This is a genomic window from Novosphingobium resinovorum (genome assembly GCF_027922145.1).
GTDB lineage: Bacteria > Pseudomonadota > Alphaproteobacteria > Sphingomonadales > Sphingomonadaceae > Novosphingobium > Novosphingobium resinovorum.
Genome location: NZ_BSFC01000036.1, coordinates 1 through 24398 on the forward strand (window position 1 = coordinate 1; position 24398 = coordinate 24398).

The following is a 24398-nucleotide window of genomic DNA, read 5'->3' on the forward strand; positions in this document are numbered from 1 at the left end:
CAGCGGACCTATCCCGCCGCTACCGTGGCCGACTATTCCACCGCCGTTCTCACTGATTGTTTTAGGCAGGGCCATGGCGGCGAGATGGCCGCCCCACTCGTTGGCGTCGAGCAGGATCTTATTGGCGATGACGTCGAGCTTCTTCTGGACCTCCCCCTGCACGTTCTCCGAGCCAAGGCAGCCCAGCACATCGCCCAGCGCGCCCTTCGAGATCGCGTGCGTGATCGTCTTGCAGGCGCGGGCTACCGAGAAGCCGCAGTTCCGATGGACAGGCATTGTCCTCGCACCGTTGCTACTCGATGAGAAAGCGGGTCAGTGTGATCGGTTGCATCATGACCTTTCGCGATGGACGTTGCGCCCGGCGCAGAACTCAGGTTTGTCCGGAAATCGGCAGAGAACGAGTCACGCGCTCCGCAGCGAATCTGCCACCTGCGGACCATGCGCGAACCTAGCCGCCTGCGCTACTGCCTCCGCATCAGGTCGCAATCCTGTATAGAGCACGAATTGTTCGATCGCCTGGAGCACGATCACCTCCGCGCCCGATATCACCGTCTTCCCGGCCTCTCGCGCAGCCCGGACGAAGGGCGTATTCGCGGGCTGGGCCACGACGTCAAAGGCGATGTCGCAGGCCGCGACCTGCTCGGGCGAGAAGGCGAGCGCCTCGGCCTGTGGCCCCTCCATGCCCAGCGGCGTCACGTTGACGAGCATCGCAGCGCCCCGTGAAGGCATTTCCGCTAGCCATTCGAAACCGTACTGCGCCGCGAGCGCGGGACCATCCTCGCGGTTGCGCGCAACGATCGTGCCTTGGCGGAAGCCCAGATCGCGGAGCGCGGCGACCACGGCCTTTGCCATGCCGCCGCTGCCGCGCAGCAGGAACGGCGTTGCCAGATCGATGCCCCTGCGCGTCACGAGGTCGCGCACGGCGACGTAGTCGGTGTTGTAGCCGGTGAGCACATCGCCGTCGTTGACGATGGTGTTCACGCTGTGGATTGCCCGTGCAGAGTCCTCTAGGGCGTCGAGCATCGGGATGACCGCCTCTTTAAAGGGCATCGAGATCGCACAGCCGCGAATTGCCAACGCCCGGATGCCGCCGACGGCGGCGGCGAGGTCGCTCGTGCTGAAAGACTTGTAGACGTAGTCGAGCCCATAATGGTCGTAGAGCCAGTTGTGCAGACGCGATCCGGCATTGCCGGGGCGGGCCGACAAGGACATGCACAAGCGCGTGTCGCGGCCGATGGTGGTACGTTCCATGAGCGTCAGTCTCCGGTAGTCTTGCAGCGGATATCGGCACGCATGCTCGATCCGCGAGGTATCAGGCGGCCCGCCAGCACGACCTTGCGGCCCGCGGCATCGGGGTTTTCGAGCCGGTCGAGCAACATCGTCATCGCAGTGCGGCCGATCTCCTCCACCGGCTGCTCGATGACGCTTAGGCCACCGCCGACGAACTCCATCCAGTCATTGTTATCGAACCCAGCGAGCGCGATATCGCGCGGCACTTCCAGGCCAAGGTCGCGCAAGGCCCGCAGCACGTTGACGAGCATCACGCCGTTACTCGCCACCACGGCGTCGGGCCGCTCCGCGCGGCTGAGCAACTGGGCGATGACCTGCTCCGCCGCGTCCTTTGTATGGGGTACCGCGATCGTCTCCACCGTAAGTCCGAGCCGCCCCGCCGCCCTCGTGAAACCGTCGCGGCGTTCGGCGCCCGTGGTGCTGGCCGCGCCGAACAGGCCGGTGATCCGGCGATGTCCCTGCGCGTACAGGTGCTCGACGAGGACCTCCGCCATGCGCGCATTGTCCAGCAGTACGCAGTCGAACTCGGCATCGGGCGCGGCGCGATCGATCAGGACCACGGGATAGTCGAGTTCGCTTCGCCCGCCTCTCGCGACCCTTTGGCGCGAAGGCGCGAGGATCACGCCGGTCACGCGCTCCTCGTGCAGCAGTTCGAGGTAGGCCGCTTCCTTGGCGGGGTCCTCGTCGGTATTGCACAGGATCACCCGCAAGCCGCGCGCGGCAGCAACGCTCTCTATTGCGCGCGAGACGGCGGTGAAGAACGGGTTGCCGATGTCGGCGACGACGAGCCCGATGGTGTTGCTGTGCTGGGAGCGCAGCCGCCGAGCGGCGAGATTCGGGCGGTATCCAGTAGATTTCACCGCCGCCAGCACGCGCTCGCTCATCGCCGGATCGACCGGTCGGCCCGCCAGCACGCGCGAGACGGTAGCGGGGGAGACTCCGGCGACCTGAGCCACATCCTTGATCCCTATCGCCATGTGGAAATCGTTCTCTTGTCCAAACAGCCAATCCCATCCCGATAGCAGGATTATGCACCATTGATTACGCTAATCACAACCCCCCTTGACAAATTCGCTTAGAAAACGTTTTCTGAGATGGGAGTGAATTGGAGAGGAACGACGATGCTCGCAGACGCTTTCACCGCGTCGCATGCCACCGATCTCGTGAGGATCGACGCCACGGCCGCCGACAAGACCGATGCTATTCGCCAGGTCGGCCAGCTACTGGTCGCCGCCGGCTATGTCGCGCCTGGCTACGAGGAGAGCATGGTGCGCCGCGAAGCCGTCGCGAACACCTTCCTTGGCTCCGGCCTCGCCATCCCGCACGGGCTGGGTGAGGACAAGAGCCTCGTCCGCCGCGACGGCATCGCCATCCTACAGCTTCGCGGCGGCATCGACTGGAACCCGGGGCAGCGCGCCCACATCGTCGTCGGCATCGCCGCGAACTCGGACAGCCACATCGGCATCCTGCGCCGCCTGACTCGGCTGATCCAGGACGAGGACCGGCTCCAGGCGCTCATCGCCACCGACGATCCGGCCGACTTTACGCGCGCCCTCGGCGAAGACGCGGCCCCTGCCTCGGCCTCCGCGCCTGCCGTGGACCTCGCCCATACCGCCGTCTGGGTGGTCGACTATCCCTCGGGCCTCCACGCCCGCCCCGCATCGACCTGGGTCGAGACTGCACGGGGCTCCAGCGTCCGCCTGCGCGTGCGCCACGGCAACGAAAGCGCCGATCCGCGCAACCTCGTCGCCCTGCTCCAGCTGGGCCTGCGCTGCGGTGACGAAGTCACCTTTTCTGCCGACGGCGCGGGCGCTGAACCGGCGCTGGACAGCTTCGTTGCCGCCGTCCGCCGCCTCACGTCGCGCGAGAAGGAAGACGCTGCCCGCGCCGCCGAGAAAGCCAAGGCGCCGAGCCGCAGTTGGACGCCCGCCGGAAGTCCCCGGATGATAGCTGGCGTCGCCGCCAGCCCCGGCCTCGCGATCGGCCGGGTGCATGTTCTCAGTGCCGCGGAACTCGTGGTGCCCGACGTGCCGGTCGACCTTGCCACCGGCGGCGAACAACTCAACAGCGCGCTGTTGCGCACCCGCGCGCAGATGACGGCGCTGATCGACGACACCACCCGCCGCCTCGGCGCCTCGGAAGCCGCCATCTTCAAGGCGCAGTCCGAGCTGCTGGAAGATACCGACATCATCACTCTCACCTGCCAGCTCATGGTCGAGGGCCACGGCGTCGCCTGGTCGTGGCACCACGCCGTGGAGCGCATCGCCGGCAAGCTCTCGGCACTCGGGAACCCCGTACTCGCCGCGCGCGCCGCCGACCTCGAGGACGTGGGCCGCCGCGTGCTGGCCGAGATCGACTCCAGTCTCGTCACCGGCACCCTCGCCGACCTACCCGACGAGCCCTGTATCCTCGTCGCCGCAGATCTGTCGCCGTCCGACACCGCGACGCTTGACGCCGCGAAAGTGGCCGGAATAGCCACGTCGCTCGGCGGGCCAACTTCGCACAGCGCGATCCTTGCCCGTACTTTAGGCCTGCCTTCGGTCGTCGCAGGCGGCCCCGAATTGCTCGCGACCGCTGCCGGGACCGTCGCCGTCGTCGATGGCGATGGCGGCAAGGTCTGGATTTCGCCTTCCGAGGACGATCTCATCTCAGCGCGCGCCTGGATCGCCGCCCTCGCCGCCCGGCGCGTTGCCGAGGAGCAGGAGCGCGGACAGCCCGCCGTCACCCGCGATGGCCACCGGGTGGAAATCGCTGCCAACGTCAACCGCGCCGACCAGGTCGCGTTTGCGCTTGCGCAGGGCGGCGAGGGCGTGGGCCTGATGCGCACCGAATTCCTTTTCCTCGAAAGCGGGGACAGCCCCGGCGAGGACGAACAACTTGCCGTCTACCGCGCCATGATCGACGCACTCGGCGACGATGCGCAGGACCGCCCGCTGATCGTGCGCGCGCTCGACATCGGCGGCGATAAGCAGGTGCCCCACCTCGATCTCCCACGTGAGGAGAACCCGTTCCTTGGCGTTCGCGGCGCGCGTCTGCTGCTGCGCCGTCCCGACCTGCTGGAACCGCAGCTGCGCGCGCTCTACCGCGCTGCGAAGCTCGGCGGTAATCTCTCGATCATGTTCCCGATGATCACCTCGGCCCACGAACTCGTCGCCATGCGCCAGCGCTGCGAGGCGATCCGGGCGGAACTCGAAGCCCCGCAGGTGCCGATCGGCATCATGATCGAGGTTCCGGCGGCAGCGGTGCAGGCCGCGTCGCTCGCGGCCCATGCCGACTTCTTCTCGATCGGCACTAATGATCTTACCCAGTACACTCTCGCGATCGACCGCCAGAACCCGGAACTCGCCGGCGAGGCAGACAGCTTGCACCCCGCCGTCCTGCGCATGATGGCAATGACCGTGGAAGGCGCGAAGGCGCATGGCCGCTGGGTCGGAGTGTGCGGCGGCATCGCTGGCGATCCGTTCGGCGCGGCGCTGCTGGTGGGTCTGGGCGTCAGCGAACTGTCGATGACCCCGCGCGACATTCCGGCGGTCAAGGCCCGGTTGCGCGCATCCGATCGCAGTGAACTCGCCCAACTCGCGGCGCGCGCCTTGGCCGCCGAAGGCGCTGCCGAGGTCCGCGCGCTCGACGGGGAGGCGATGTGATGCGCGCCCTTACTGTCACCTTCAACCCCGCCATCGATCAGACTGTCACGCTGGACCGGCTCGTCCCCGGAGAGGTCCACCGCGCCCATGCGGTTCGCCAGAATGCCGGCGGCAAGGGCGTCAATGTCGCCAGCTGCCTGGCCGACTGGGGCGTGTCCGTTTCCGCGTATGGCCTGCTCGGCAGCGACAACGCGGCGCCGTTCGATGCGCTGTTCGCCGCCAAGGGCATCGAGGACCGCTTCATCCGCATTGCCGGGGCGACGCGCGTCAATCTCAAGCTGGTCGACCCAGCCGGCACCACCGATATCAATCTGGATGGCCTCGCAGTCGATGCCGGTCGCGCCGAAATGGTCGCCGCCGCCATCTGCGATGCGGCACGCGGGGGTGACCTCGTCGTGCTGGCGGGCAGTCTTCCTCCAGGCTGCCCGCCCGATACTTACGCCGCCCTGACAGAGCGCCTGCGGGCCATCGGATGCCGCGTGATCCTCGACAGCAGCGGTCTGCCGCTCAAGTGCGCGCTGGAGACGGAGCAACCACCCCACGTGGTCAAGCCCAACCGCGACGAACTAGCGCAGATGCTGGGCCGCGACTTGCCCGACCTTCCCGCGATGGTCGAGGCCGCCGCCACCTTGCGCCAGAGCGGCGTGGCGCTCGTCGTGGTCTCGATGGGAGAGCACGGCGCGCTGTTCGTTTCGGATGAGGGTGCGCTCACCGCCTGGCTCGCGGTCGGGGAGCTGGCGAGCACTGTCGGTGCGGGCGACGCGATGGTGGCGGGCATCGCCGCCGCCGTACTGGAAGAGGCATCGCTCGAACGCACCGCGCGGCTCGCGACGGCATTTGCGGTGGCGAAGCTCGGCATGATCGGCCCGAACCTGCCGACGCTCGCAAGCGTGCATGCGCTGGCCGACGAAGTGACAGTGACCCCGGTGAAAATGACCGCGAAGACAGCGGCAGGAGAGGCAAAATGAAGACGATCTTTGCCGTCGTCGAGGCGGACTCTTCGGCCGTGCAGGGGGTACTGGCGGGCGAGGCCCTGCGCCGCGCCGCGCGTACCGACGGACGCACCATCGAGGTCGAGGTCCGCACTCAGCAGGGCGTGCTCAATCCGCTCGGCGACGACGTGCCGGGCGCGGGCGGCCTGCTGTTGCTGGTCGGCGACGGGCCGGCAGGCGACGCGCTGGCTCGCCGGGCCGACCGCCACGTGACGCTCGAGGCCGTGCTCGCCGATCCCGCTGCCGCGCTGGCGTTCGAAGATACCGGCACTCCGGAACTGGCCACGAAGAGCCCGCGCGTTGTCGCTATCACTTCGTGCCCGACCGGCATCGCTCACACCTTCATGGCAGCCGAGGGACTGACCGAGGGAGCCAGGCAGCTCGGCTATCCGATCCGCGTTGAGACGCAGGGTTCGGTCGGCGCCGGAACACCGCTGACGGCCGCGGAAATCGCCGAGGCCGACGTCGTGCTCATCGCCGCCGACCGCGAGGTCGACCGCGCGCGGTTCGCCGGCAAACGTGTCTTCGTGTCCAGCACCAAGCCGGCGATCTCGGGCGGCGCGAAACTGATCGAGCGCGCCTTGGCAGAGGCCAGACAGCAGGGCGGGGAAGCCGAGGTCGCTGACGGCGCTTCGGCCACCAGGCAGGAACGTGCGGGGCCGTACAAGCACCTCATGACCGGTGTTTCGTTCATGCTGCCCTTCGTGGTCGCGGGCGGCCTGCTGATCGCCATCGCCTTCGCGCTCGGCGGGATCGGCGCCAATACCGACGCGGCCAAGGGCACGCTGGCACATACGCTGTTCCAGGTGGGCGCGCAGGGGGCCTTCGCGCTGATCGTGCCCGCGCTGGCGGGCTACATCGCCTTCTCCATCGCCGACAGGCCGGGTATCGCGCCGGGCATGGTGGGCGGCATGATGGCTGCGCAGCTGGGCGCCGGGTTCCTCGGCGGCATCGCGGCGGGCTTCATCGCCGGCTACGGCGTCGATGGGCTCAACCGTTTGATCCACCTGCCGAAAAACCTCCAGGGATTGAAGCCCGTGCTGATCCTGCCGCTGCTGGGCACGCTGCTGACGGGCCTCCTGATGGTCTACGGGGTCGGCACGCCGGTGGCCGCTGCCCTCGCCTTCCTGACCGAATGGCTGCGGTCCATGCAGGGGTCGAGCGCGCTGCTGCTCGGCGTGATCCTGGGCGCCATGTCCGCTTTCGACATGGGCGGCCCGGTCAACAAGGCTGGCTATGCCTTCTCGGTGGGCCTCATCGCCAGCAACGTCTGCACGCCGATGGCGGCGACGATGGCGGCTGGAATGACGCCGCCGCTGGCCGTCGCGCTGGCGACGCGCCTGTTCCGCGACCGCTTCACGGCCGAGGAACGCGAGGCGGGAGGGGCCGCTGCGGTTCTCGGGCTGGCCTTCATCACCGAGGGTGCCATCCCGTTCGCAGCGCGCGATCCGTTTCGGGTGATCCCCTCGCTGATGGCGGGTTCGGCAACGGCGGGGGCGATCTCGATGGCTTCGGGTGTCGAGCTGAAAGTGCCGCATGGCGGGGTTTTCGTGCTGCCGATCCCCGGCGCGGTGACGCATCTGGCCGCTTACGGGGCCGCGATCGTTGCGGGAACGCTGGTGAGCGCGGTGCTCGTCGGACTCCTCAAACGCAGACCGGAAGCGCTGTCCTGAAGCGCACCTAAGCCGGCCTTGACGATACCTAGGCATACTCGAGAGGATCAGTACATGTCGGCCCTGCCGTTCAAGGGCGCCTGCCTCGCAGGCGTCGCCGCTATCGCTTTGTCGATCGCTGCCGCGCCTGCCGAGGTCCGGGCCCAGTCAGCCGACGAGACCATCGACATTGCCGCAGGACCCGCGCCGCAGCCCGAGGCCTTCCAACCCCTCGCCGAGGAGGGCATTATCCTCTCGCTCAGTTACACCGGCGAGGCGGCGGGCAACGTCACCGGCGGGCTGCGGCGCGACGCGGCTTATGCCGGGCAGGTCTACGTCGGCGCCGACTTCGACATGGACCGCATCAGCGGCATTGGCGGCGGCGCGCTGCATGTGGCGGCGACGAACCGGCACGGCGAGAGCCTCTCGGCGCAGGCAATCGGCAACAATACCTCTGTTCAGGAAATCTGGGGCACTCAGAACACCCACCTCGCCATCCTGACCTGGGAGCAGCATCTGCTCGACGACCGGCTGGTGATCGAGGCGGGACGCAGCCAAGCGAACATCCACTTCCTCAATTCGCCGCTCTATTGCCAGTTTCAGGGCAATTCGGGCTGCGGTAATCCGACGTTCGTGTTCAAGAACAGCAATTTCACCTATTTCCCGGCATCGAGTTGGATGGCCCACGCCAAGGCGCGGCTGACCGATCACGTCTACGCCCACGTCGGCGCCTACGAGGTAAACCCCGACCGCAAGCGCGCCAACGACCACGGCACCGCCTTCGGCATCGCCAGCGCGACCGGAGTGATCATACCCTGGGAACTAAGCTACGAAACCGGCGAACAGGCCCGCCTTCCCGCCCGCTACATCCTAGGCGGATGGGTGGACAAGGGCGACTACGACGATCCGCTCCGCGACGACGCGGGCGGCATCGTTGTCGTCTCGGGCCTCCCGGCGCAGGTCCGAAACGGGCGCTCAGGCCTCTATTTCCGCTTCGAGCAACAGCTTACCCGGCCCGACCCGACTTCGAAGCGCGGCCTCAGCCTCTTCGGCGTCGCCATGACCAACCTCTCCGGCCGTGTCGAGGAGAGCCAGTTCTGGGACATCGGTGTCGTGCAGACCGGGACCTTCGCCGGGCGCGACGAGGACAGCGTGGGCTTCATGGTCAGCGACCAGCGTTTTAGCGACTTTGCCATGCGGCGGATGCGGGCTGCTGATCTCTCGGTGGGAGGGAGCAGCAAGGTCTCGCGCCATCAGGTGATGATGGAGCTGTCCTACAGCGCGCAAATCGGGCCGGCGATCCGTCTGTCGCCCAACGTCCAGTACATCCTCAACCCCGACCGCACCGGCGCGCCTTTCCGGGGCCGTCCGACCGGCGACGCGCTGATCCTCGGCGCCAAGTTCACGGTGGACGCCCTCCGTCTCGGTCTGTGACCGCAATTACCGTTGAGAGTTCTCAGTGGAAACTTATAGGCTCCCGGGGCTCGTCTCAGTCGCAACCAACAACTTCCCGATATTGACTGAAAGAAAGTCGGCATACCACCACTGCCGACACTCAGCATCCGATCTCAGTTCGCCAACTGCAGACCGTCAGCTAGTTTCGCAGTTGCCTGCCAAAACTTTGCAATAACGCGATCGGCAGGCCCCCTGCCGTGAAGCCTTGTTTTTCTAGCATATGGTTAGGAACCTTCGCGGCCGCCCTAATGTCGCACCCGAATCGTCGCGCCGAGGGGATAAACGACACGGACGGTTCTACAAGCGGCGACGAGCAGCAGGTGTGCCGATCCGTTTCATCTTGCTTTGCAGACGTGCCACTGCCCACGTCAACGAAGCGGATGAAAGCTATGTGAGTGTCGCCGGTCCGCATAATGCCGAAATACGACCCCCCTTCAAATCGCCATAACCATCTGCGGCGTTGCCCTTAACCGCCCCACATCGCGGAAAGGCGGGGCGCCGAAGAGGCGACGATATTCGCGGCTGAACTGGGAGGGGCTGTCATAGCCGACGCGGAAGCCCGCCTCTGCCGCATCAAGGCGGTCGGCCAACATCAGCGCCCGCGCTTCCTGCAACCGCAGCTGCTTTTGATATTGCAGCGGAGTCATGGCGGTGGCGCGGCGGAAATGATCATGGAAGCTCGACAGGCTCATGCCGGCAAGGGCGGCAAGGTGTGGTCCGCTAAATGGTTCGCGGAAATGGGTCTTGAGCCAGGCGATCGCTTTGGCCAGCTGGCTGGTGCGGCTTTCGCCGCTCGCTATCGCGCGCAAGATGCCCGCGCCCGGCCCGGTCATCAGCCGCACCAGCAATTCCCGCTCGATGAGCGGCGCGAGCAGCGCCGCGTTCGCCGGATCGCCGAGCAGCGCCGTCAACCGCGTCGCCGCGTCAATCAGTTCAGGTGTCATCGGGTGCAGCGTCATCCCGCCCCTCTCCTCCGTGCCCCCCGGCAGAGGCGGCAGGGTTAACGCGATCTCCGACAACAGGGCGGGGTCGAGATAGAGGCAGAAGCAGAGATAAGGCGCGTCCGCGCTAGCCTGCGTCACCGCGCCTGTGATGGGCAGGTCGAGCGAGGCAACGAGATAGCTGGCAGGGCCATAGTCGATCACCGCATCGCCAAGCAGCACGCGCTTGCCGCCCTGCGCGATGACAGTCCGGTTTCAGAGTTCGATTAGGGGAAAGCTGACGTTCGCGCACCCATACGACCTGTGCCTTCCGCCCATCTCTCGATGATCGAAGGGGCATTTGGTGCACAATCCGGCCGTCGCCGATCCGACAGGGCACGAGCCCCGCCGACGGATCCGCATGGACGTCACGCCATGAATCCAGCTTCGAACACCGTATCTTCCAAATCAAGCGCCACGAACGGCGCATCCCCAACGGTGAGGACTTCAGTGGTCATCAAAAACTTTGCTTGTAATTCGGGGACAAAAATCCCCCCGGGGCCTTCGGTCACCCGCCCATGGCAGGCAAGGCATAAATAGCGGCTACCTGACGCCGCAACCTGCCGCGTCTTCGGTCACACGTGAAATCGAACGCTTCGCCATCATGGCCGCGAAAAAAGCAGGCTGTTGTAACGCGCGATTTCTGTTGTTTATTGTCGTCGCATAAGCGTGGGAGATGTGATGAAGCTTGGAATTGTCGCCTGTGGGCTGCTCATGCTCTCTCCCGAGATTGCGCAAGCACGCGCCTCTCAGTGGTGGTACGTGACGCAAGGCGCCGACAAGGTATTGTTCGTCGATGTCGAGTCGATCGTGCGCGATGGCGACATTGTGCGGTACGAGGCCAGCCAGATTCTGCGCGAGCCCGGCAACCCCGCCGCCTCGTTGCGTGCCTCCATGACGGGAAACTGCCGCGAACAAACCGAAACGTGGGACCTCGTCCTGCGCTACGGCGCCGATGACGAACGGCTGGACGAGACAGCGCTGAGCTATGCGGGGCCTAATCCCGTAGAAGCTGGGTCGGTGGGTGCCGCGCAGTTGCAGTTCGTCTGCGCCACCGATCGAACCCTGGGCGGTGGTTTCCCCCTGGCGATCGACCAGGTCGCTTTCGCCGAGGCCCTGATCGCCGACACCAAGGCTTCGATAAGCCCGGCAGACATGCATGAACGGATGCGCGCGGACCCCAAGGTGCCGATAATCCGCTCCACAGCGCCGTCGCCTGGCACGTTCGGAACACCGCAGGCGACCACTGCGGGGCATGCCGTCGTCCCGCCTCGCGACTATGCCAAGGGAGTGGGCATTCCCGATGTCCCGAATTATGACACGGTCGAAAGCGGCACGATCTACGATATTGCCTATGGCGGGATCGAGAATGGGGAACTGACCTTCGAGGTGCGCGGCTACAGCATCGATGATCTTGCCCACGCCAGCAGCGCGCAGCCTATGCGCTTCCCGGTAGCCCAAAAGACGATCCGTATCCGCAACATCAAAATCGAAGTTCTGGCCGCTACGCCACAGGGCCTGCGTTTCCGCGCGAGCCTTGCGCCGGAGGACGCGGACGACGCGCCATTCGTGTGCGCGGATCCGGCGTGCACAACGCAATGATCCGTGCCATTGCGCTGTCGTTCGCCTTGCTGGCCATGCTCCCCGGGCCATCGCAAGCACAGGAGGTCGCCAAGATCGACCCCGCCGTCGAGCTGAACGTTCTGTGCGAGGATAACGATGCCAGTGCCTGTACCCGCCTCGGCAACCGGCTTCTCGAAGGCGACGGGCTCGCGCCCGACGAGGCTCGAGCGGTCGCCATCCTGAGCAAGGCCTGCCACCTCGGCGACATGCCAGGCTGCACGATGACGGGCTTCGCTTACAGCAAGGGGCAAGGCGTCACGCGATCGGCCGATATCGCGCGCGCCTACTACGCATATGCCTGCTATGGCGGCGAGGCGACCGGATGCTCCAACCTCGGGCTCGCCTACATCAACGGGGACGGCATTTCGAAGGACGATCACCGCGCCGCCGCACTTTTCCAGCAAGCCTGCTCGAGCAACTCGACAGCCGGTTGCGCCAATCTGGGTGCGTCCTATTCGTTGGGACGAGGCGTACCGCGCAATCATCACCGGGCGGCGCGGCTATTCAGCCAAGCCTGCGATGCCGACGATCAGCACGCCTGCTACAACCTGGGCGTGCTCTACCGCGACGGCCTGGGCGTGGGACGCAATCACAAACGCGCCGTCGCGCTGTTCGCACAGTCGTGCCAGGCCAAGGACCGCAGCGCCTGCGGCAATCTCGCCAGCATGATCGACGACGGGCGGGGCACCGCTAAGGACCACCAGCGCGCCCTCGAACTGCATGACGAGGCGTGCACGCTTGGCGAAGCGGAAAGCTGCTTCACGCTTGGCCGGGCCTACCAGACCGGAAACGGCCGCGAGCGCGATGACTTTCGGGCCATCGCCTTGCTGGAGCGTAGCCTCGCGCTAGACCCCCGGACTCCATCCGCCGGCGAAGCCGCGAAAGCCCTCGCCATCGCGCGCGACGCGATCGTTGCCCCATCGATCCCCGCAAAGGTAGGCGAGCCGGAAGGCCATCGCGCAAATGAGGAATAGAGCGATGCGCCAAATCACTGCCGCCCTCGTCTCGCTGCTGGCCGCTGCCTGGATGACCGCAGCGATGGCTGCGGATGCGCCTCGGGACGAGGCCGTGCTGACCTGCCGTATCCAGGGTCAGGATCGCGAGGTGTCGGTCTCGATCACCGGCACGCGTGCCACCTATCGCTACGGTTCGTCCCTGCAAAAGCCGGAGCTGATGCTGAGCAGCCCCCTGGCGGACCTGGACTATCGCCGAAAGAACGGCCCGGGCGACACGATCGACGAGATCGTGACCTTCACCAACGGCGATACTGCCTATCGCGTGGCGGCAGGTTTCAGGAACGGAGCGGCGCCGGACCCGACCGCTCTTCAGCGTTTCGGGCTGCTGACGGTCAGCCGGGCGGGCAAGACTCTCGCCGCGCTGAGTTGCCGCCCGGACAGCATCAGGCGGGTCCACGACCGCCTGCTTGCTGGCATGCGCGAGATCGGGCGGGAGCGATCTTCCGATGGAGAATCGTTTCCGAATTACGAAATCCAGTATCCCGCACCCGCTGACCAGTCCCCGCCCTGCAAGGCGGATTTCAACGTCGATACCTGCTGGAGCCGCGGCGTCGGTGCGGCCCGCGGCGGCGATCTGCGAGGCGCGCTGGGGCACTACGACATGTCCTGCGACGCTCACCTCGACGATCTTGGCTGCTACGAGGCGGGCAAGCTCTACCTGCAGAACCGCCAGTTGCGCGATTATGCCAAGGCCCAAGCGCGGTTCGCGCGCGTGTGCGACGGCAGTGACCCGGGACGCGGGCCCTACGCCTGCAAGTATCTGGGATGGATGAATCTGACCGCTACCGGCGTCAGCCGCAATCTCGACCAAGCCTGGTCCAAGCTGGCACGCGCTTGCTTCCTGCACAATGATGCGGAGATGATCGACCCCGAGGGGTGCCACTTCTTCGCCAAGACCGTTTTCGCCGTGCGCGATGCCAAGCCCAGCCGATACCCCAAGGCGGACTTGCTCGCCTATGTGGCGCTGTCCCAAGCGTGCACCGATGATGCCAGGACGGTCTGCGACGAGGCGCTAGCGCTGTACAAGACCGGTATCGGACAGCACGCGCCCTGGACAAAGTCCTGCGATGCCCTGGTCCGCGCCCAAGGTACGTTTGCGTCGTGCAAGGACATGGCGCGGCCGCGTGCCGACTACGACAGCGCCATGGCCACACGCCGGAAGCTCAAGGTCATGTTTCTGGCGGCACTCGACGACCCGACTTGAACGCCCACTGCCCGTGCTCAAGCGATCTGAGTCGGCACCGTGCCGTAATAGCTCGACACGCGGTCGGCGTAGGCCTGGTTGAAATCGGGCGCATTGCTTGCCCAGCTCGGGCCGCCTTCGAGCACTCGGCGGTCGATCGTGACGATGTAGTCGTCCCCGGCCGGATCATAGCCCAGCACGCCGAAGGGCACGGGATAGAAGCTCTTGTTGAACCCCAGGAAGCCCCCCAGGCTCAGGACCGCAAACGTCGCTTGCCCTGAACGCTTGTCCACCATCAGCGCCTTGACGTGACCGAGGGTGTCACCATCGCGTGATCGCACCTTCAATCCCGAAGTTTCCGCCTCGACGAGGGTCGGCGCTGCTGGCGATACTTCTGTCATGGAAAGCTCCTCGTAACCAGCCATACGCTGGCGTTCGGATCGTTGTCCGTCGGCTATCTTCCCGCGAACAAGGACGGCCTAGGGCAAACACCCGAAGCCACTCTCCGTTCCGCCGTGCTGCAGATGGACGCGTGATGCTGGGAAGCTGACTGTACGTTAGCGCCCCAGCCCCTGCCATTCACGAGATGTCGCGGCGTTCCCGGAACCGGCCGTTCGTTAGTGGCAAAAGGTTTCCCTTTCGCGTCGAGAATTTCCCTGTTCGGTGGACGGGAATGAATGTTACTCAACCGCTGTGACACAACCTTTCCTGACCCGCCGAGCCTTTTGGGGGGGCGGCATCGCCCTCGCTGCCGCTCCTGCGTGGGCGGCCGAACCACTGCACGATGTCACGTTTGTCGAGGACTTCGATGAATTGTGGCGGACGCTGGGGGAGCGTTACTGTTTTCTGGCCGACAAGCAGACTGACTGGGATCAGGTGCGCTCATTCTACCGGCCGATGGCCTTGGCTGCGGAAGACGATGCCGCTTTCACTAATGTCGTCCGGCGTGTCCTCGCGGAATTGTATGACGCGCACACTCATCTCTCTCATCCGCCTGACGGAGCACCACGATGGCCGCTGTTCGATCTCCTTGCCGAGCGAACTGGCGGCATGGTTCGTATAGCTGCCATTGAAAGCGGCTCGGCGGCGGCCGATGCCGGATTAAAGATTGGTGATCGAATTATCGCGATCGACGGGCGACCGATTGAAACGGTCATCCAAGATTTGATGCCGAAATGCCTCCGAAAGCCCGACCCGGCCGCCGATGCCTACACCATCAACGTCGCGGTTGCGGGGTATCGGGGGAAGGCCCGCCTGTTGTCGGTGAGTTCGAAAGACGGCGCCTCCCGAACAGTCCCGCTTCCCATCAAGAAGTGGCCCGATTTGCCTGACGTTGAAAGCGGGATGCTTCCAGACGGCATCGGCTATATCGTTATCAGGAGCTTTTCCGACACCGCGACAGTTGATGCTTTCGACAAGGCATTGGAAAGTCTACAGGATGCTCCGGGCCTGATTATTGATGTTCGCGAAAACGGGGGTGGCGACACGGCCGTTGCCAGGCCGATCATGGGGCGATTCATTCGAGAACGGACAGCTTACGCCATCATGCGTAGGCGGGCAGGGGCAGGATTGAGCGCACCGTGGACCGAATATGTCGATCCGAAGGGCCCCTTTACCTACAGAAAGCCTGTTGTCGTGCTGACGAGTCATTGGAGCGGAAGCATGGCCGAGGGTTTCCCAATGGGTATGCGCGACATAGGCCGCGCGACGGTCGTTGGCACGAAAATGATGGGATTGGGAGCAGCCGTCTTTCCGATCAGACTGGATCGGACCGGCATACAGGCACAATATTCGGGGGAACCCGTTTATGACACGAAGGATCGCCCACGTTGGCACTTCGTCCCGGACGTGGAAGTTGCGCACGGCAGTGACATTCTCGCTGCCGGCATAGCGGAGGTTAAAACGGCTATCAGCCGCAATTGAAATTATTCTCCTCTCATCTGACCATGACACGGGAGCGCCATTAATCCGTGGCGATGAGAGGCCGTCCACACCGGCACATGCAGGGATGGTGGCGACGCCTCCGACCTTGTCAAAGCGGGGCAATGCCGCCGGATCGGCTGTAAGAACGAACAGGTGCGAACCTATCTCCATCTTGGATTGGCGCGCCGCGATGCCATCCTCGCTCAATTGAGACGCGAGGAGTCGGTTATGCCTCACGCTTTTGAAATCACCTATTACGCGCCCCCACAAACACCCAAAAAAGTGAACGGGTTGTTTTGGATCGTCGGCATCAATGCCGGGCTTTGGGCGGTGATCGCCCTTGGAATATGGGCATTATCGTGAACCGCAATGAGGCCCGGACCTCTTGCAAGTGCCGGGCCAGCTGATTGCAAGGGCTGTAAAGCCCTTTGGGTCGCATGTGCGGCGTACACGATTTTGCTGCACCGCATCATGCCAATAGCGGTCACCCGCGCTGTGCGCGACCTTCACTCGCATCGGCTTGCCCGCGATCTCGACGTCCTCGTGGCTCCAGTCGAACTGGTAAGCCTCACCTGGCCTGTACATCAACGGGATGAACACCTTTGCCCCAGAACAGCCCTCTTACTGGATCGTGCTACCTTTCCTCGCTGCCAGCGCGGTTGCAGCATCCACTGGGTCCTTCATCTCCTTCATCCAGTGATCTATGGAATCGTAGGGACGATCGCGGGCTTCGACTTTCCCGTCCAGGAACAGGACAGCGTGATCTGCTTCCATGAAGGCAAAGTGTTCGTCTAGGACAACTGGCTCCAGAGCGCCATGAACCGAAGTTCGCCACGCAACGATATTGCGCTGCTCCATCCAGGGACCAGGGTCGGATGTTCCGGGAAAGTAGCAGAAGGTCACGAGTGTGTGGCCCTCAGCAACAGGGATAAGTTGTGACTGAACCTTGAGAATCTGATCGATCACCGCCTCTTCGACCTCGATCGTCCTCCCGCTCTCCATGGTCACCACAGCCGAATGATGCTCACCTGAGGATCCCGAGACCCACCCACGCTCCATTCGCTCGATATCAGCAACAGGAAGCAGTCCATCGGGACCGCCAGTGTCGAAGAACGCCATATGATACCTATGCTTTCGAGTTGGATCGTGGTCCGACGCCGCCGAGTTCGACGAATGCGTCGGCATATCGGCTCAGGATGCCCCAAGCCAACTGACAGGTTGCCCAAGCAGCTCACCGCATACCGTTATCATTCACCAAGATCTGCCATGGAACCGGCCAATCGCGGCAATCGCGCTTTCAAAGCAGCTGAGATGCTTTCGTGCACCCCTGCCGCAAAGTCGTCGGGCATGACCGACAATGCCTTTCCCGGGGCGCTATCCGCCGTATCCAGAAGCTCCGCGATTGCGTCGGACATCAGTTTCGCGCTGAGCCCTGCAGCCTTGCCACTCTGCACGAAATGCCGCCCCATGATCTCCGGCATCCCGTAATGGCGGCTCTTTCCGGCCGACATCGCGATACGGAACTGATTTTGGGCGATCTGGCCCATGTCGAACGCGGGCTGGGCCGACAGGACGTCATATAACGGCGTCGATCGGAACCCGCCTCCCGGCTCGAGGAAAATACTGAAATTCTTTGCGTGCCCATCCGTCGCGCCCATGAGCCAGAACAGTATCTGACTCTTGAAGAAGGCGGCTTGGTCGCTTTGCGGATCATTAGTCCCCCGGAGCAGTTCCAGGATATGCCGCATGCCTGGCCCACCATCGCTCTGGTATTTGCGCGTTGGTGGAATTCCGAGTGCCTGACAGCAATCTTCCTGAGGAAGGCGCAGAATGCGGCTACCATCGCGCCAGCGCCGATCAAACCGTTCAACGACGAGGACGCGCCGTTGCCCGAATGTCATTATCTCGGTCGACGCCACTTTCAGCCCGAAGGCTTCCATCAGCTTTAGACAATAGTGCTCGTTGTCGACGCTGTCCGACATGTCGATCATGCCCTCGGACGTCGGAATCTGGCCGAGCTGCGGTTTGAGAATATGCGTGGTCGGAGTGGTGCCTAGCGGTCGACACCAGCGCCCGTCCTTCAGCAGCAGCGCGGTCTTCTCCTGCGCGCCTGCCACCGATATCCGGAATTCCTGTTCACGGTCGACGCCCAGAGGAGCGCTGGCAAGGTCCGCCAGCATGGCCTCTATCTCCGCATCGCTGATGTCCTGGGCTTCAATTGCTACAGCCGTATCCAGATCCGCTCCCTCGGGAATGAACTGCATCGCGCCGACGCAATCGCGTCCAATTGCCTCCAGCAAGCTGTAATAGTCTGTACCTTGCGCCCCCATCCGCTCTGCAACACGCCTTCGGACGGCATCGCGATCCGGCAGGAGATTATCGAAGACGGCGGCGACCTCTGCGCCGCGGTATGCATCCAGGCGCAACGGCAGGGACATCGATACCGCGAACCGGTGCTCCCATTGCAGCCATTTTGCTGCGTACTGAAAGGAGGTCGCACCATTGGCGGCCTTTTCAAGACGGCCGACAAGACGCCCGTTAATCAGGACATCTAGAGGAGCATGGCTTTTCTTGCGCGCCATAGCCTAGAAGACATCCTCGATCGATTTGCCAACCTTACGGCGCGGTACGATCTGCATATCCAGATCCAACGCAGCGATAATCCCTAGAAGTGTCTCGAGCTTCACTCCCTCACTTCCGTTCTCGACGGCAGAGATCGTCTTTTGATGCGTCCCTACTTTGCCAGCAAGGTCGGCCTGGCTCATGGATCGACGCCGTCGCTCCGTCTGGAGCAAAGCGCCTAGTTGGCTGGCAAGCCGTACCACTTGTTCCATGAGAGCTGCTCCGTCTATAACCTACGAGGTATATTCGTAATATATACCCCACAAGGTATTTTCAAGAGATATACCCTATAGGGATTAAATCCGAGATATAACCCTTAAGTTATAATTTCTGCCAAATCTCAGTCATGTCAGGCCGCATCTGGGCGCTTCCGCGTTGCAAAGTTCGGCTTGAGAACCTTGGCTCCATCGCGAAGGCGCTCTAGTTCATCCGACCAGAACTGCATCAAGGCGACCCGCTCGCTCCAGTATTCGCCGCGCGTGTAGGCACGGCGCACCCCATTGTTTTCCATGTGGGCCAGCTGACGCTCGATCGCATCGGGATTGAACTGCCCGGTCTCATTGAGAAGGGTCGCGGCCATCGCCCGGAAGCCATGCGCCGTCATTTCCTCCTGGCCAAAGCCAAGGGCCCTGAGTGCCGCATTGACGGTGTTTTCAGACATCGGACGCTGACCGGTCCGAAACGAAGGAAAGCAATAGCGGCCATGGCCTGTCAGGGCCCACAGTTCCTCGAACAGCCCTGCTACCTGGGCCGAAAGAGGCACGCGATGCGGCCGACGCATCTTCATCTTCTCGGCGGGAATGTTTCCAGACGCTGCGATCGAAGTCGAACTCCGCCCACTCGGCCTGCCGAAGTTCACCGGGACGCACGAAGAGGCTGATAGGCTTCCGCCAGCGTCAGGCCATTGGATGGAACAGAGGCCGGGCATTCCGCCGACACCCGCACTTTCTCTACGATGGGCTGAGCTACGGTCGGCAATCGCGAAATCGCGTCATCCGCAGTCGCGCCGATTCCTGCTCGAATACGGTCAAACTCAGCCTCAATCCCAGCCATGACGATGGGCATTCTCCGCAGTGCCGTCTGGAGGCTGTCCGTCTTCAACGAACGCCAAAGTTCCACCCGGCTGAGAGGCTCTTGAAGATCGCATGGCACGTGACGGCGGACATAGAACCGCCCGCTACGAAGGCGCATACCTTTTGGCAGCAAACCGGGACTGAAACCGTAACAGCCGCGCGGACCCTTTCCCGCAGATTTCCGGGACTTTCGCTGCGGACTATCGACACCAAACCGTAGCAGTTTATCGTAGCGAAACGAACTTGGGGGACCATCTTTCGATGATCCCCCAACGTTCTCAAGCACTTGAGAAGTGCTGGTGCCCAGAAGAGGACTCGAACCTCCACGCCCTTGCGAGCGCCAGCACCTGAAGCTGGTGCGTCTACCAATTCCGCCATCTGGGCACTTTAGCGAGGGGGCGAAGCGCCGTCCCCGCTGGGTAGGAGGGCGCCTCTAAGGGGCAGCCGAAGTCTTGTCAACACCATCCAACGCAACATTTTTCATTTCGTGCATTTCGTTGTCCGGTTGCCCCGTTCACAGGCTTGTGGCAGGGGCTAGGACGCCCGTGCGGCAGCGCGGGACACGTCGAGCGCAGCGCGACCTGAAGGACCGATCCAGACCATGACTACCGACACCCTCTCCGGCAAGATCGTCACCATCCTGGGCGGTAGCGGCTTCGTCGGCCGCCATCTCGCGCAGGAATTGCTTGCACGCGGTGCCCGCCTGCGCATCGCCAGCCGCCATCCCAAGAAAGCCTTCGCTATCAAGCCCCTGGGCAATCTGGGTCAAGTCCAGTTCGCGGGTGTCGACGTCACCAAGGCCGAAACGCTCGCCCCCGTGTTGGCCGGGTCGGACGCCGTGATAAACCTCATCGGCGCGTTTGCAGGCAATCTCGATGCTCTACAGGGCAAGGGTGCAGGCGAAATCGCGGCGGCGGCCAAGGCTGCGGGCGCCACCGCCTTCGTACACGTCTCGGCGATCGGTGCCGATGCAGGTTCGGCGGTCGCCTACGCCCGCACCAAGGCCGAAGGCGAAACCGCCGTGTTGGCCGCCTTCCCTAGCGCCACCATCGTGCGTCCCTCGCTGATGTTCGGCTCGGACGACAACTTTGTGAACATGTTCGGCGAGTTGATCTCGCGCCTGCCCGCGTTGCCGGTCTTCGCGCCGCAGGCAAGGCTGCAGCCGGTGTTCGTCGACGACGTGGCCGTGGCCATCGCCAATGCGCTTGGCAACGTCGCCGCACAGGGCAAGACCTTCGAACTCGCCGGACCGGAAGTCATCACCATGCTCGATCTCAACCAGCGTATTGCCAAGGCACAGGGCCGCTCGCGGACTTTCGTCGAACTGCCGGATGCGGTTTCCGGCCTCATCGCCGCGACGACCGGCTGGCTGCCCGGCGCTCCGATCTCCAGCGACCAGCTCAAGCTGCTGCAAGCCGGCAGCGTGGCGAGCGATTCGGCTGCGGGCCTCGCAGAGCTTGGCGTGACGCCGCGCCCGCTCGGCCTGTTCCTCGACCGCTGGATGGTGCGCTTCCGCAAGCACGGTCGCTTCGGCACCAAGACTGCCAGCGCCTGAACGTCACGGACCTGAACCGGTCCGACTGGAAACGAAATCCCGTCCCCGCCTGCCGGAACCGTCCGGCGGGCGGGGGTTTGTTTCTCCACGTCCGGGGCACAGCCCCACAGCGAGAGGAGCAGGCCCCATGACCACCCCAGACATTGCCTGGACGACGCAGCAGGGAACCATCCGCAAGGGAATGAAGGTGATCGCCGCCGACGGCAGCTTCGTCGGTACCGTTGCCGCGCTGGAAGGCGAGGAACTTATGCTGGAAGGCGGTTCGCACGAGTTCGTCGCGATCACCCAGGTCGATGGTGTGAGTGCCGATGCAGTGCTTCTTTCCGACCGTGGTGACGCGACGTTCGGGCTGGGCGCCACACCCTGAACCCACGAACTGACGAGCCGTTTACAGCCCGAGACGAACGCCGGAACGTCCTTCGAGGGTTCGCCGTTTCATCATCACAAGCCCCGAGATGATGGAGAGATACAATGTTCGAGAAGCTGCGCGTGCGTGAGCACATGGAAGTGACGACCAGCACAGGACAGCACGTCGGCACGGTAGACGAGGTAAAGGACGACCAGATCAAGCTGACCCGCTCGGACAGTTCCGACGGAGCCCATCACTACATCGCGTTCGAAAACGTCGAAAAGATCGAAGATAACCGCGTGTACCTGAAGCAGGGTACGCCGATCCCGATGGGCGTCGGCGCCAACTGATCCAGAACCACCGAGCTGGCAGCGCGTCCCCCCTCGCGCGCTGCCTTGCGTAACCCCGGTCCTCCTCAGGGAAGGCCGGGGTTTTCATGGGGGGCCGGGACTCATCAGCGCATCCCCCCGGCGATGCCTTGCACGTTATGATACATAGTGAATAGCATCTATTCCCAACTTCGGCCCCCGTTGATACTCGACACACCAAGAACAGACCGCACGAGGGGGAAAAGGCGTGATCTCTGGCTTGGGCAAGATCGCTATCCGGTTGTCACTCGCCGCGCTGGCGCCGATCGCGCTGTCATCGTGCCATCGCCCCGCCCAGCCGATCGAGGAACAAACCGTCGTCGATCCGGACGAATGGCCGAGCTGGGGGCGGACCGGCACCGAGACCCATTACTCGCCGCTCGACGAGATCGACACCGGTAACGTCTCCAGGCTGAAGCTCGCGTGGCACTTCGATCTGGAGCCGGGCTACACGCCCACCACCCCGCTGATGGCCGAAGGCAAAGTCTTCATCACCACTGGCCACTCACACATCCGCGCGCTCGACGCGGCGACAGGCGGGCAGTTGTGGGAATACGATGCCGGCACCCGAGAACGGGCGAAGACAGCGCTGCAGATGTCATGGGGCAGCAAGGGCATCGCTTATGACGCCGGACATGTCTTCCTCGTCACCACGGATGGCTACGTAGTCTCTCTGGACGCCCGGACCGGCAAGGAAGCCTGGAAGACCCTGGAATTTCCGGACAATGCGCCGCGCAACGCGAACGGCCCACCTCGCGTCTTCGGAGGCAAAGTCATCACCGGCTTCGGTGGCGGCGACATCAGCCCGGCTCGGGGGTTCGTCAGCGCCTACGACGCCAGGACCGGCAAGCTGGCCTGGCGCTTCTACACCACGCCCGGCGACGAGGTAACGCCGGTAAACCGCAAGGCTGAAGAGGTCATGCGCAAGACGTGGCCAAGCGGCTGGAAGAACCCCGACGGCACCCGGCGTGGCGGCGGCGGTACGGCGTGGAATGCCTTCGCCTATGATGCCGAGCTGCGCCTCGTATACCTCGGCGTCGGCAACGGTTTTCCCTACAACCAAAAGCTGCGCAGCCCAGGCGGCGGCGACAACCTGTTCCTCGCCTCGGTAGTGGCGGTGAACGTCGATACCGGGGAATACAAATGGCACTACCAGTTGTGTCCCGGTGAGCAGTGGGACTGCACCGCCACCTCCGACATGACGCTGGCGACGCTCACGATCGATGGTAAGAACCGCAAGGTGCTGATGCAGGCACCCAAGAACGGGTTCTTCTATGTCCTCGACCGAGCGACGGGACAGTTCATCTCGGCTCAGAAGATCGCCAAGGTGACCTGGGCCGAGCGCATCGATCCGACGACCGGCCGCCCGGTCGAAAACCCTGGCATTCGCTACAATGGCAAGCCCGGCCTGTTCGAGATGTGGCCGGGTCCGACCGGCGCGCATTCCTGGCAGCCGCAGGCCTACAGCCCGCAGACCGGGCTGGTCTATGTGCCCGTGATGGACCTGCCCGCGCTCATCGGCGATGGCCAGAGGGGCGGCGGCGAGGTTGCGGCAGGCATGGGCGTCACGCTCATCCCCGAAGTCGAGTTGCCCGGCGGCCACAGGAGTTACCTCAAGGCATGGAACCCGGTCACCCAGACCGAGGCATGGCGCGTCGACCTTCCCGGCACCTGGCCCGGCGGTGTCATGGCGTCGGGCGGCGGGATCGTCTGGCAAGGTCAGATCGACGGCAAGTTCGTCGCGCGGGATGCCGGCACCGGCAAGGAACTTTGGGCTTTCAAGACCGAGAGCCCGATCGTCGGCGCTCCGATCTCCTACCGCGTGAACGGGCGACAGTACGTCACCGTGCTCACCGGGGCCGGCGGACAGGGAGCGGGCATGCAGACGCTGGGCAATGCCGCCTACCGCACCGATTACCGCCTGCCGCGCCGTGTGCTGACTTTCGCGCTCGACGGCAAGGACACTATCCCGCCGTTCGCGATGCCCGCTCTGGAACCGATCTCGGACCCCGGCTTCAAGCCCGACCTCGCCCGGGCGCAAGCCGGCGCGATGCTGTTCGGCACACGCTCCTGCATCGTGTGTCATGGCTGGAACGCGGTGGCCGGCGGCGCGGCACCGGACCTGCGCTATTCCCCGGCGATCACCGACGCAGCGACCTTCCGCACAATCGTCAAGGAGGGTGGGCTCAAGCTGAACGGCATGCCGCCCTTCCCGCAGTTCACCGATGCCGAGCTAGAAACCTTGCGCTTCTACCTCCGTGCCCGCGCCCAGGCAGCACCGGCCGAGCAAAAGGCGCTGCTCGACAAGGCAAAGGCCGCCAAGGCCAGCAATGCCAGGCCGCAGGACTTCGCGGGCCACTGGAACATTACCATCCAGTCCCCCGTCGGCCCCCAGAAGGCGGTCATGGACCTGACCGTCAAAGGCCATGTGGTGACCGGAAAAATCTCTGCGGAACAAGGCGCTGTGGAGGTCGCCGGGGGTATAAGGGACGGCCGCGCGAAGTTCGAGGGACGCGCCTCCATGCCTATGCCGATCACCGTGAAATACGACGTCACGGTGCGCGATGGAAAGCTGGTCGGCGAAAATTCCAACGGTCCTTTTGGAACTTTTCCTGTCTCGGGCGTTCGCTGAACTACGGATTTCCGCTCATCGGAGCGGAAGCACGACCGGCC

General features: G+C 64.1%; 22 protein-coding genes, 1 tRNA gene and 2 pseudogenes. 13 read left to right on the forward strand and 12 right to left on the reverse strand.

Annotated elements, in window-relative coordinates; translation table 11 throughout:
• Positions 1 to 69: 69 nt before the first annotated feature.
• The 3 genes and pseudogenes from PKE80_RS20690 to PKE80_RS20700 all read right to left on the reverse strand — a co-directional run.
• Positions 70 to 331, reverse strand: a pseudogene (locus tag PKE80_RS20690) (class 1 fructose-bisphosphatase); the annotation flags it as partial.
• 71 nt (positions 332 to 402) lie between these two features.
• Positions 403 to 1251: a shikimate 5-dehydrogenase gene (locus PKE80_RS20695; protein ID WP_271184157.1), complete on the reverse strand. Its 849-nt coding sequence runs from the start codon at positions 1249 to 1251 to the stop codon at positions 403 to 405.
• Between the two features lie 5 nt (positions 1252 to 1256).
• On the reverse strand, positions 1257 to 2267 hold the full coding sequence (locus PKE80_RS20700) for a LacI family DNA-binding transcriptional regulator (RefSeq protein WP_271184158.1): 1011 nt from the start codon (positions 2265 to 2267) through the stop codon (positions 1257 to 1259).
• Between the two features lie 144 nt (positions 2268 to 2411).
• Here PKE80_RS20700 and ptsP point away from each other — a divergent pair, with 144 nt between their 5' ends.
• From ptsP to PKE80_RS20720, 4 genes are read left to right on the forward strand one after another with little or no spacing between them, the layout of a single operon-like run.
• Entirely contained in the window at positions 2412 to 4934 is a 2523-nt protein-coding gene (gene ptsP, locus PKE80_RS20705; RefSeq protein WP_271184159.1) for a phosphoenolpyruvate--protein phosphotransferase, read from the forward strand.
• Positions 4934 to 5902 carry a 1-phosphofructokinase gene (gene pfkB / locus PKE80_RS20710; protein ID WP_271184160.1) on the forward strand — a complete coding sequence of 323 codons (969 nt, stop codon included), beginning with the start codon at positions 4934 to 4936 and terminating at the stop codon, positions 5900 to 5902. Before ptsP ends, pfkB begins: the two co-directional genes overlap by 1 nt.
• Positions 5899 to 7599, forward strand: coding sequence for a PTS fructose transporter subunit IIC (locus PKE80_RS20715; protein ID WP_271184161.1), 1701 nt, complete (start codon positions 5899 to 5901; stop codon positions 7597 to 7599). Before pfkB ends, PKE80_RS20715 begins: the two co-directional genes overlap by 4 nt.
• 54 nt (positions 7600 to 7653) lie before the next feature.
• Positions 7654 to 9012 (forward strand): carbohydrate porin, encoded by a 1359-nt coding sequence (locus PKE80_RS20720; protein WP_271184162.1) that lies wholly within the window; start codon positions 7654 to 7656, stop codon positions 9010 to 9012.
• Between the two features lie 455 nt (positions 9013 to 9467).
• Here PKE80_RS20720 and PKE80_RS20725 read toward each other — a convergent pair whose 3' ends face one another.
• Entirely contained in the window at positions 9468 to 10217 is a 750-nt protein-coding gene (locus PKE80_RS20725) for an AraC family transcriptional regulator (RefSeq protein ID WP_271184191.1), read from the reverse strand.
• A gap of 164 nt (positions 10218 to 10381) precedes the next feature.
• Complete coding sequence (locus PKE80_RS20730; protein ID WP_271184163.1) at positions 10382 to 10525, reverse strand: hypothetical protein; 144 nt, start codon at positions 10523 to 10525, stop codon at positions 10382 to 10384.
• Between the two features lie 169 nt (positions 10526 to 10694).
• Here PKE80_RS20730 and PKE80_RS20735 point away from each other — a divergent pair, with 169 nt between their 5' ends.
• From PKE80_RS20735 to PKE80_RS20745, 3 genes are read left to right on the forward strand one after another with little or no spacing between them, the layout of a single operon-like run.
• Positions 10695 to 11615, forward strand: coding sequence for a hypothetical protein (locus tag PKE80_RS20735; protein ID WP_271184164.1), 921 nt, complete (start codon positions 10695 to 10697; stop codon positions 11613 to 11615).
• Positions 11616 to 11650: 35 nt separating this feature from the next.
• Positions 11651 to 12610, forward strand: coding sequence for a tetratricopeptide repeat protein (locus PKE80_RS20740; RefSeq protein WP_271184192.1), 960 nt, complete (start codon positions 11651 to 11653; stop codon positions 12608 to 12610).
• A 4-nt stretch (positions 12611 to 12614) separates the two neighbouring features.
• Positions 12615 to 13856: an SEL1-like repeat protein gene (locus PKE80_RS20745; protein ID WP_271184165.1), complete on the forward strand. Its 1242-nt coding sequence runs from the start codon at positions 12615 to 12617 to the stop codon at positions 13854 to 13856.
• 17 nt (positions 13857 to 13873) lie between these two features.
• On the opposite strand, the gene PKE80_RS20750 is transcribed toward PKE80_RS20745, so the two are convergent.
• Positions 13874 to 14236 (reverse strand): PRC-barrel domain-containing protein, encoded by a 363-nt coding sequence (locus tag PKE80_RS20750; protein WP_271184166.1) that lies wholly within the window; start codon positions 14234 to 14236, stop codon positions 13874 to 13876.
• Between the two features lie 292 nt (positions 14237 to 14528).
• Between PKE80_RS20750 and PKE80_RS20755 the strand changes: the two genes are divergently transcribed.
• Positions 14529 to 15758: a S41 family peptidase gene (locus PKE80_RS20755; RefSeq protein ID WP_271184167.1), complete on the forward strand. Its 1230-nt coding sequence runs from the start codon at positions 14529 to 14531 to the stop codon at positions 15756 to 15758.
• A 153-nt stretch (positions 15759 to 15911) separates the two neighbouring features.
• Positions 15912 to 16121 carry a hypothetical protein gene (locus PKE80_RS20760; RefSeq protein WP_271184168.1) on the forward strand — a complete coding sequence of 70 codons (210 nt, stop codon included), beginning with the start codon at positions 15912 to 15914 and terminating at the stop codon, positions 16119 to 16121.
• Positions 16122 to 16379: 258 nt separating this feature from the next.
• Here PKE80_RS20760 and PKE80_RS20765 read toward each other — a convergent pair whose 3' ends face one another.
• From PKE80_RS20765 to PKE80_RS20790, 6 genes and pseudogenes are all read right to left on the reverse strand, one after another.
• A complete protein-coding gene (locus tag PKE80_RS20765; RefSeq protein WP_271184169.1) occupies positions 16380 to 16877 on the reverse strand; it encodes a hypothetical protein in 498 nt (165 codons plus the stop codon).
• A 128-nt stretch (positions 16878 to 17005) separates the two neighbouring features.
• Positions 17006 to 18340: a type II toxin-antitoxin system HipA family toxin gene (locus tag PKE80_RS20770; RefSeq protein WP_271184170.1), complete on the reverse strand. Its 1335-nt coding sequence runs from the start codon at positions 18338 to 18340 to the stop codon at positions 17006 to 17008.
• A 3-nt stretch (positions 18341 to 18343) separates the two neighbouring features.
• Positions 18344 to 18592, reverse strand: coding sequence for a helix-turn-helix domain-containing protein (locus PKE80_RS20775; RefSeq protein ID WP_271184171.1), 249 nt, complete (start codon positions 18590 to 18592; stop codon positions 18344 to 18346).
• A 137-nt stretch (positions 18593 to 18729) separates the two neighbouring features.
• Positions 18730 to 19255: pseudogene (locus PKE80_RS20780) on the reverse strand (tyrosine-type recombinase/integrase); the annotation flags it as partial.
• Positions 19236 to 19571, reverse strand: a complete 336-nt coding sequence (locus PKE80_RS25270) for a DUF6538 domain-containing protein (protein WP_309299000.1) — start codon at positions 19569 to 19571, stop codon at positions 19236 to 19238. The pseudogene PKE80_RS20780 and the gene PKE80_RS25270, both read right to left, overlap by 20 nt.
• 179 nt (positions 19572 to 19750) lie before the next feature.
• Positions 19751 to 19837 (reverse strand) — tRNA-Leu (locus PKE80_RS20790).
• Positions 19838 to 20054: 217 nt separating this feature from the next.
• Between PKE80_RS20790 and PKE80_RS20795 the strand changes: the two genes are divergently transcribed.
• The 4 genes from PKE80_RS20795 (at position 20055) to PKE80_RS20810 (ending at position 24357) form a co-directional block, all read left to right on the forward strand.
• The gene (locus PKE80_RS20795; RefSeq protein ID WP_271184172.1) at positions 20055 to 21008 is read left to right on the forward strand and encodes a complex I NDUFA9 subunit family protein; all 954 of its coding nucleotides are present in this window, start codon (positions 20055 to 20057) and stop codon (positions 21006 to 21008) included.
• Positions 21009 to 21135: 127 nt separating this feature from the next.
• Positions 21136 to 21375, forward strand: coding sequence for a DUF2171 domain-containing protein (locus tag PKE80_RS20800; protein WP_271184173.1), 240 nt, complete (start codon positions 21136 to 21138; stop codon positions 21373 to 21375).
• Positions 21376 to 21479: 104 nt separating this feature from the next.
• On the forward strand, positions 21480 to 21707 hold the full coding sequence (locus PKE80_RS20805) for a DUF2171 domain-containing protein (RefSeq protein ID WP_271184174.1): 228 nt from the start codon (positions 21480 to 21482) through the stop codon (positions 21705 to 21707).
• 238 nt (positions 21708 to 21945) lie between these two features.
• Positions 21946 to 24357, forward strand: a complete 2412-nt coding sequence (locus tag PKE80_RS20810) for an outer membrane protein assembly factor BamB family protein (protein WP_271184175.1) — start codon at positions 21946 to 21948, stop codon at positions 24355 to 24357.
• Positions 24358 to 24398 lie beyond the last annotated feature (41 nt).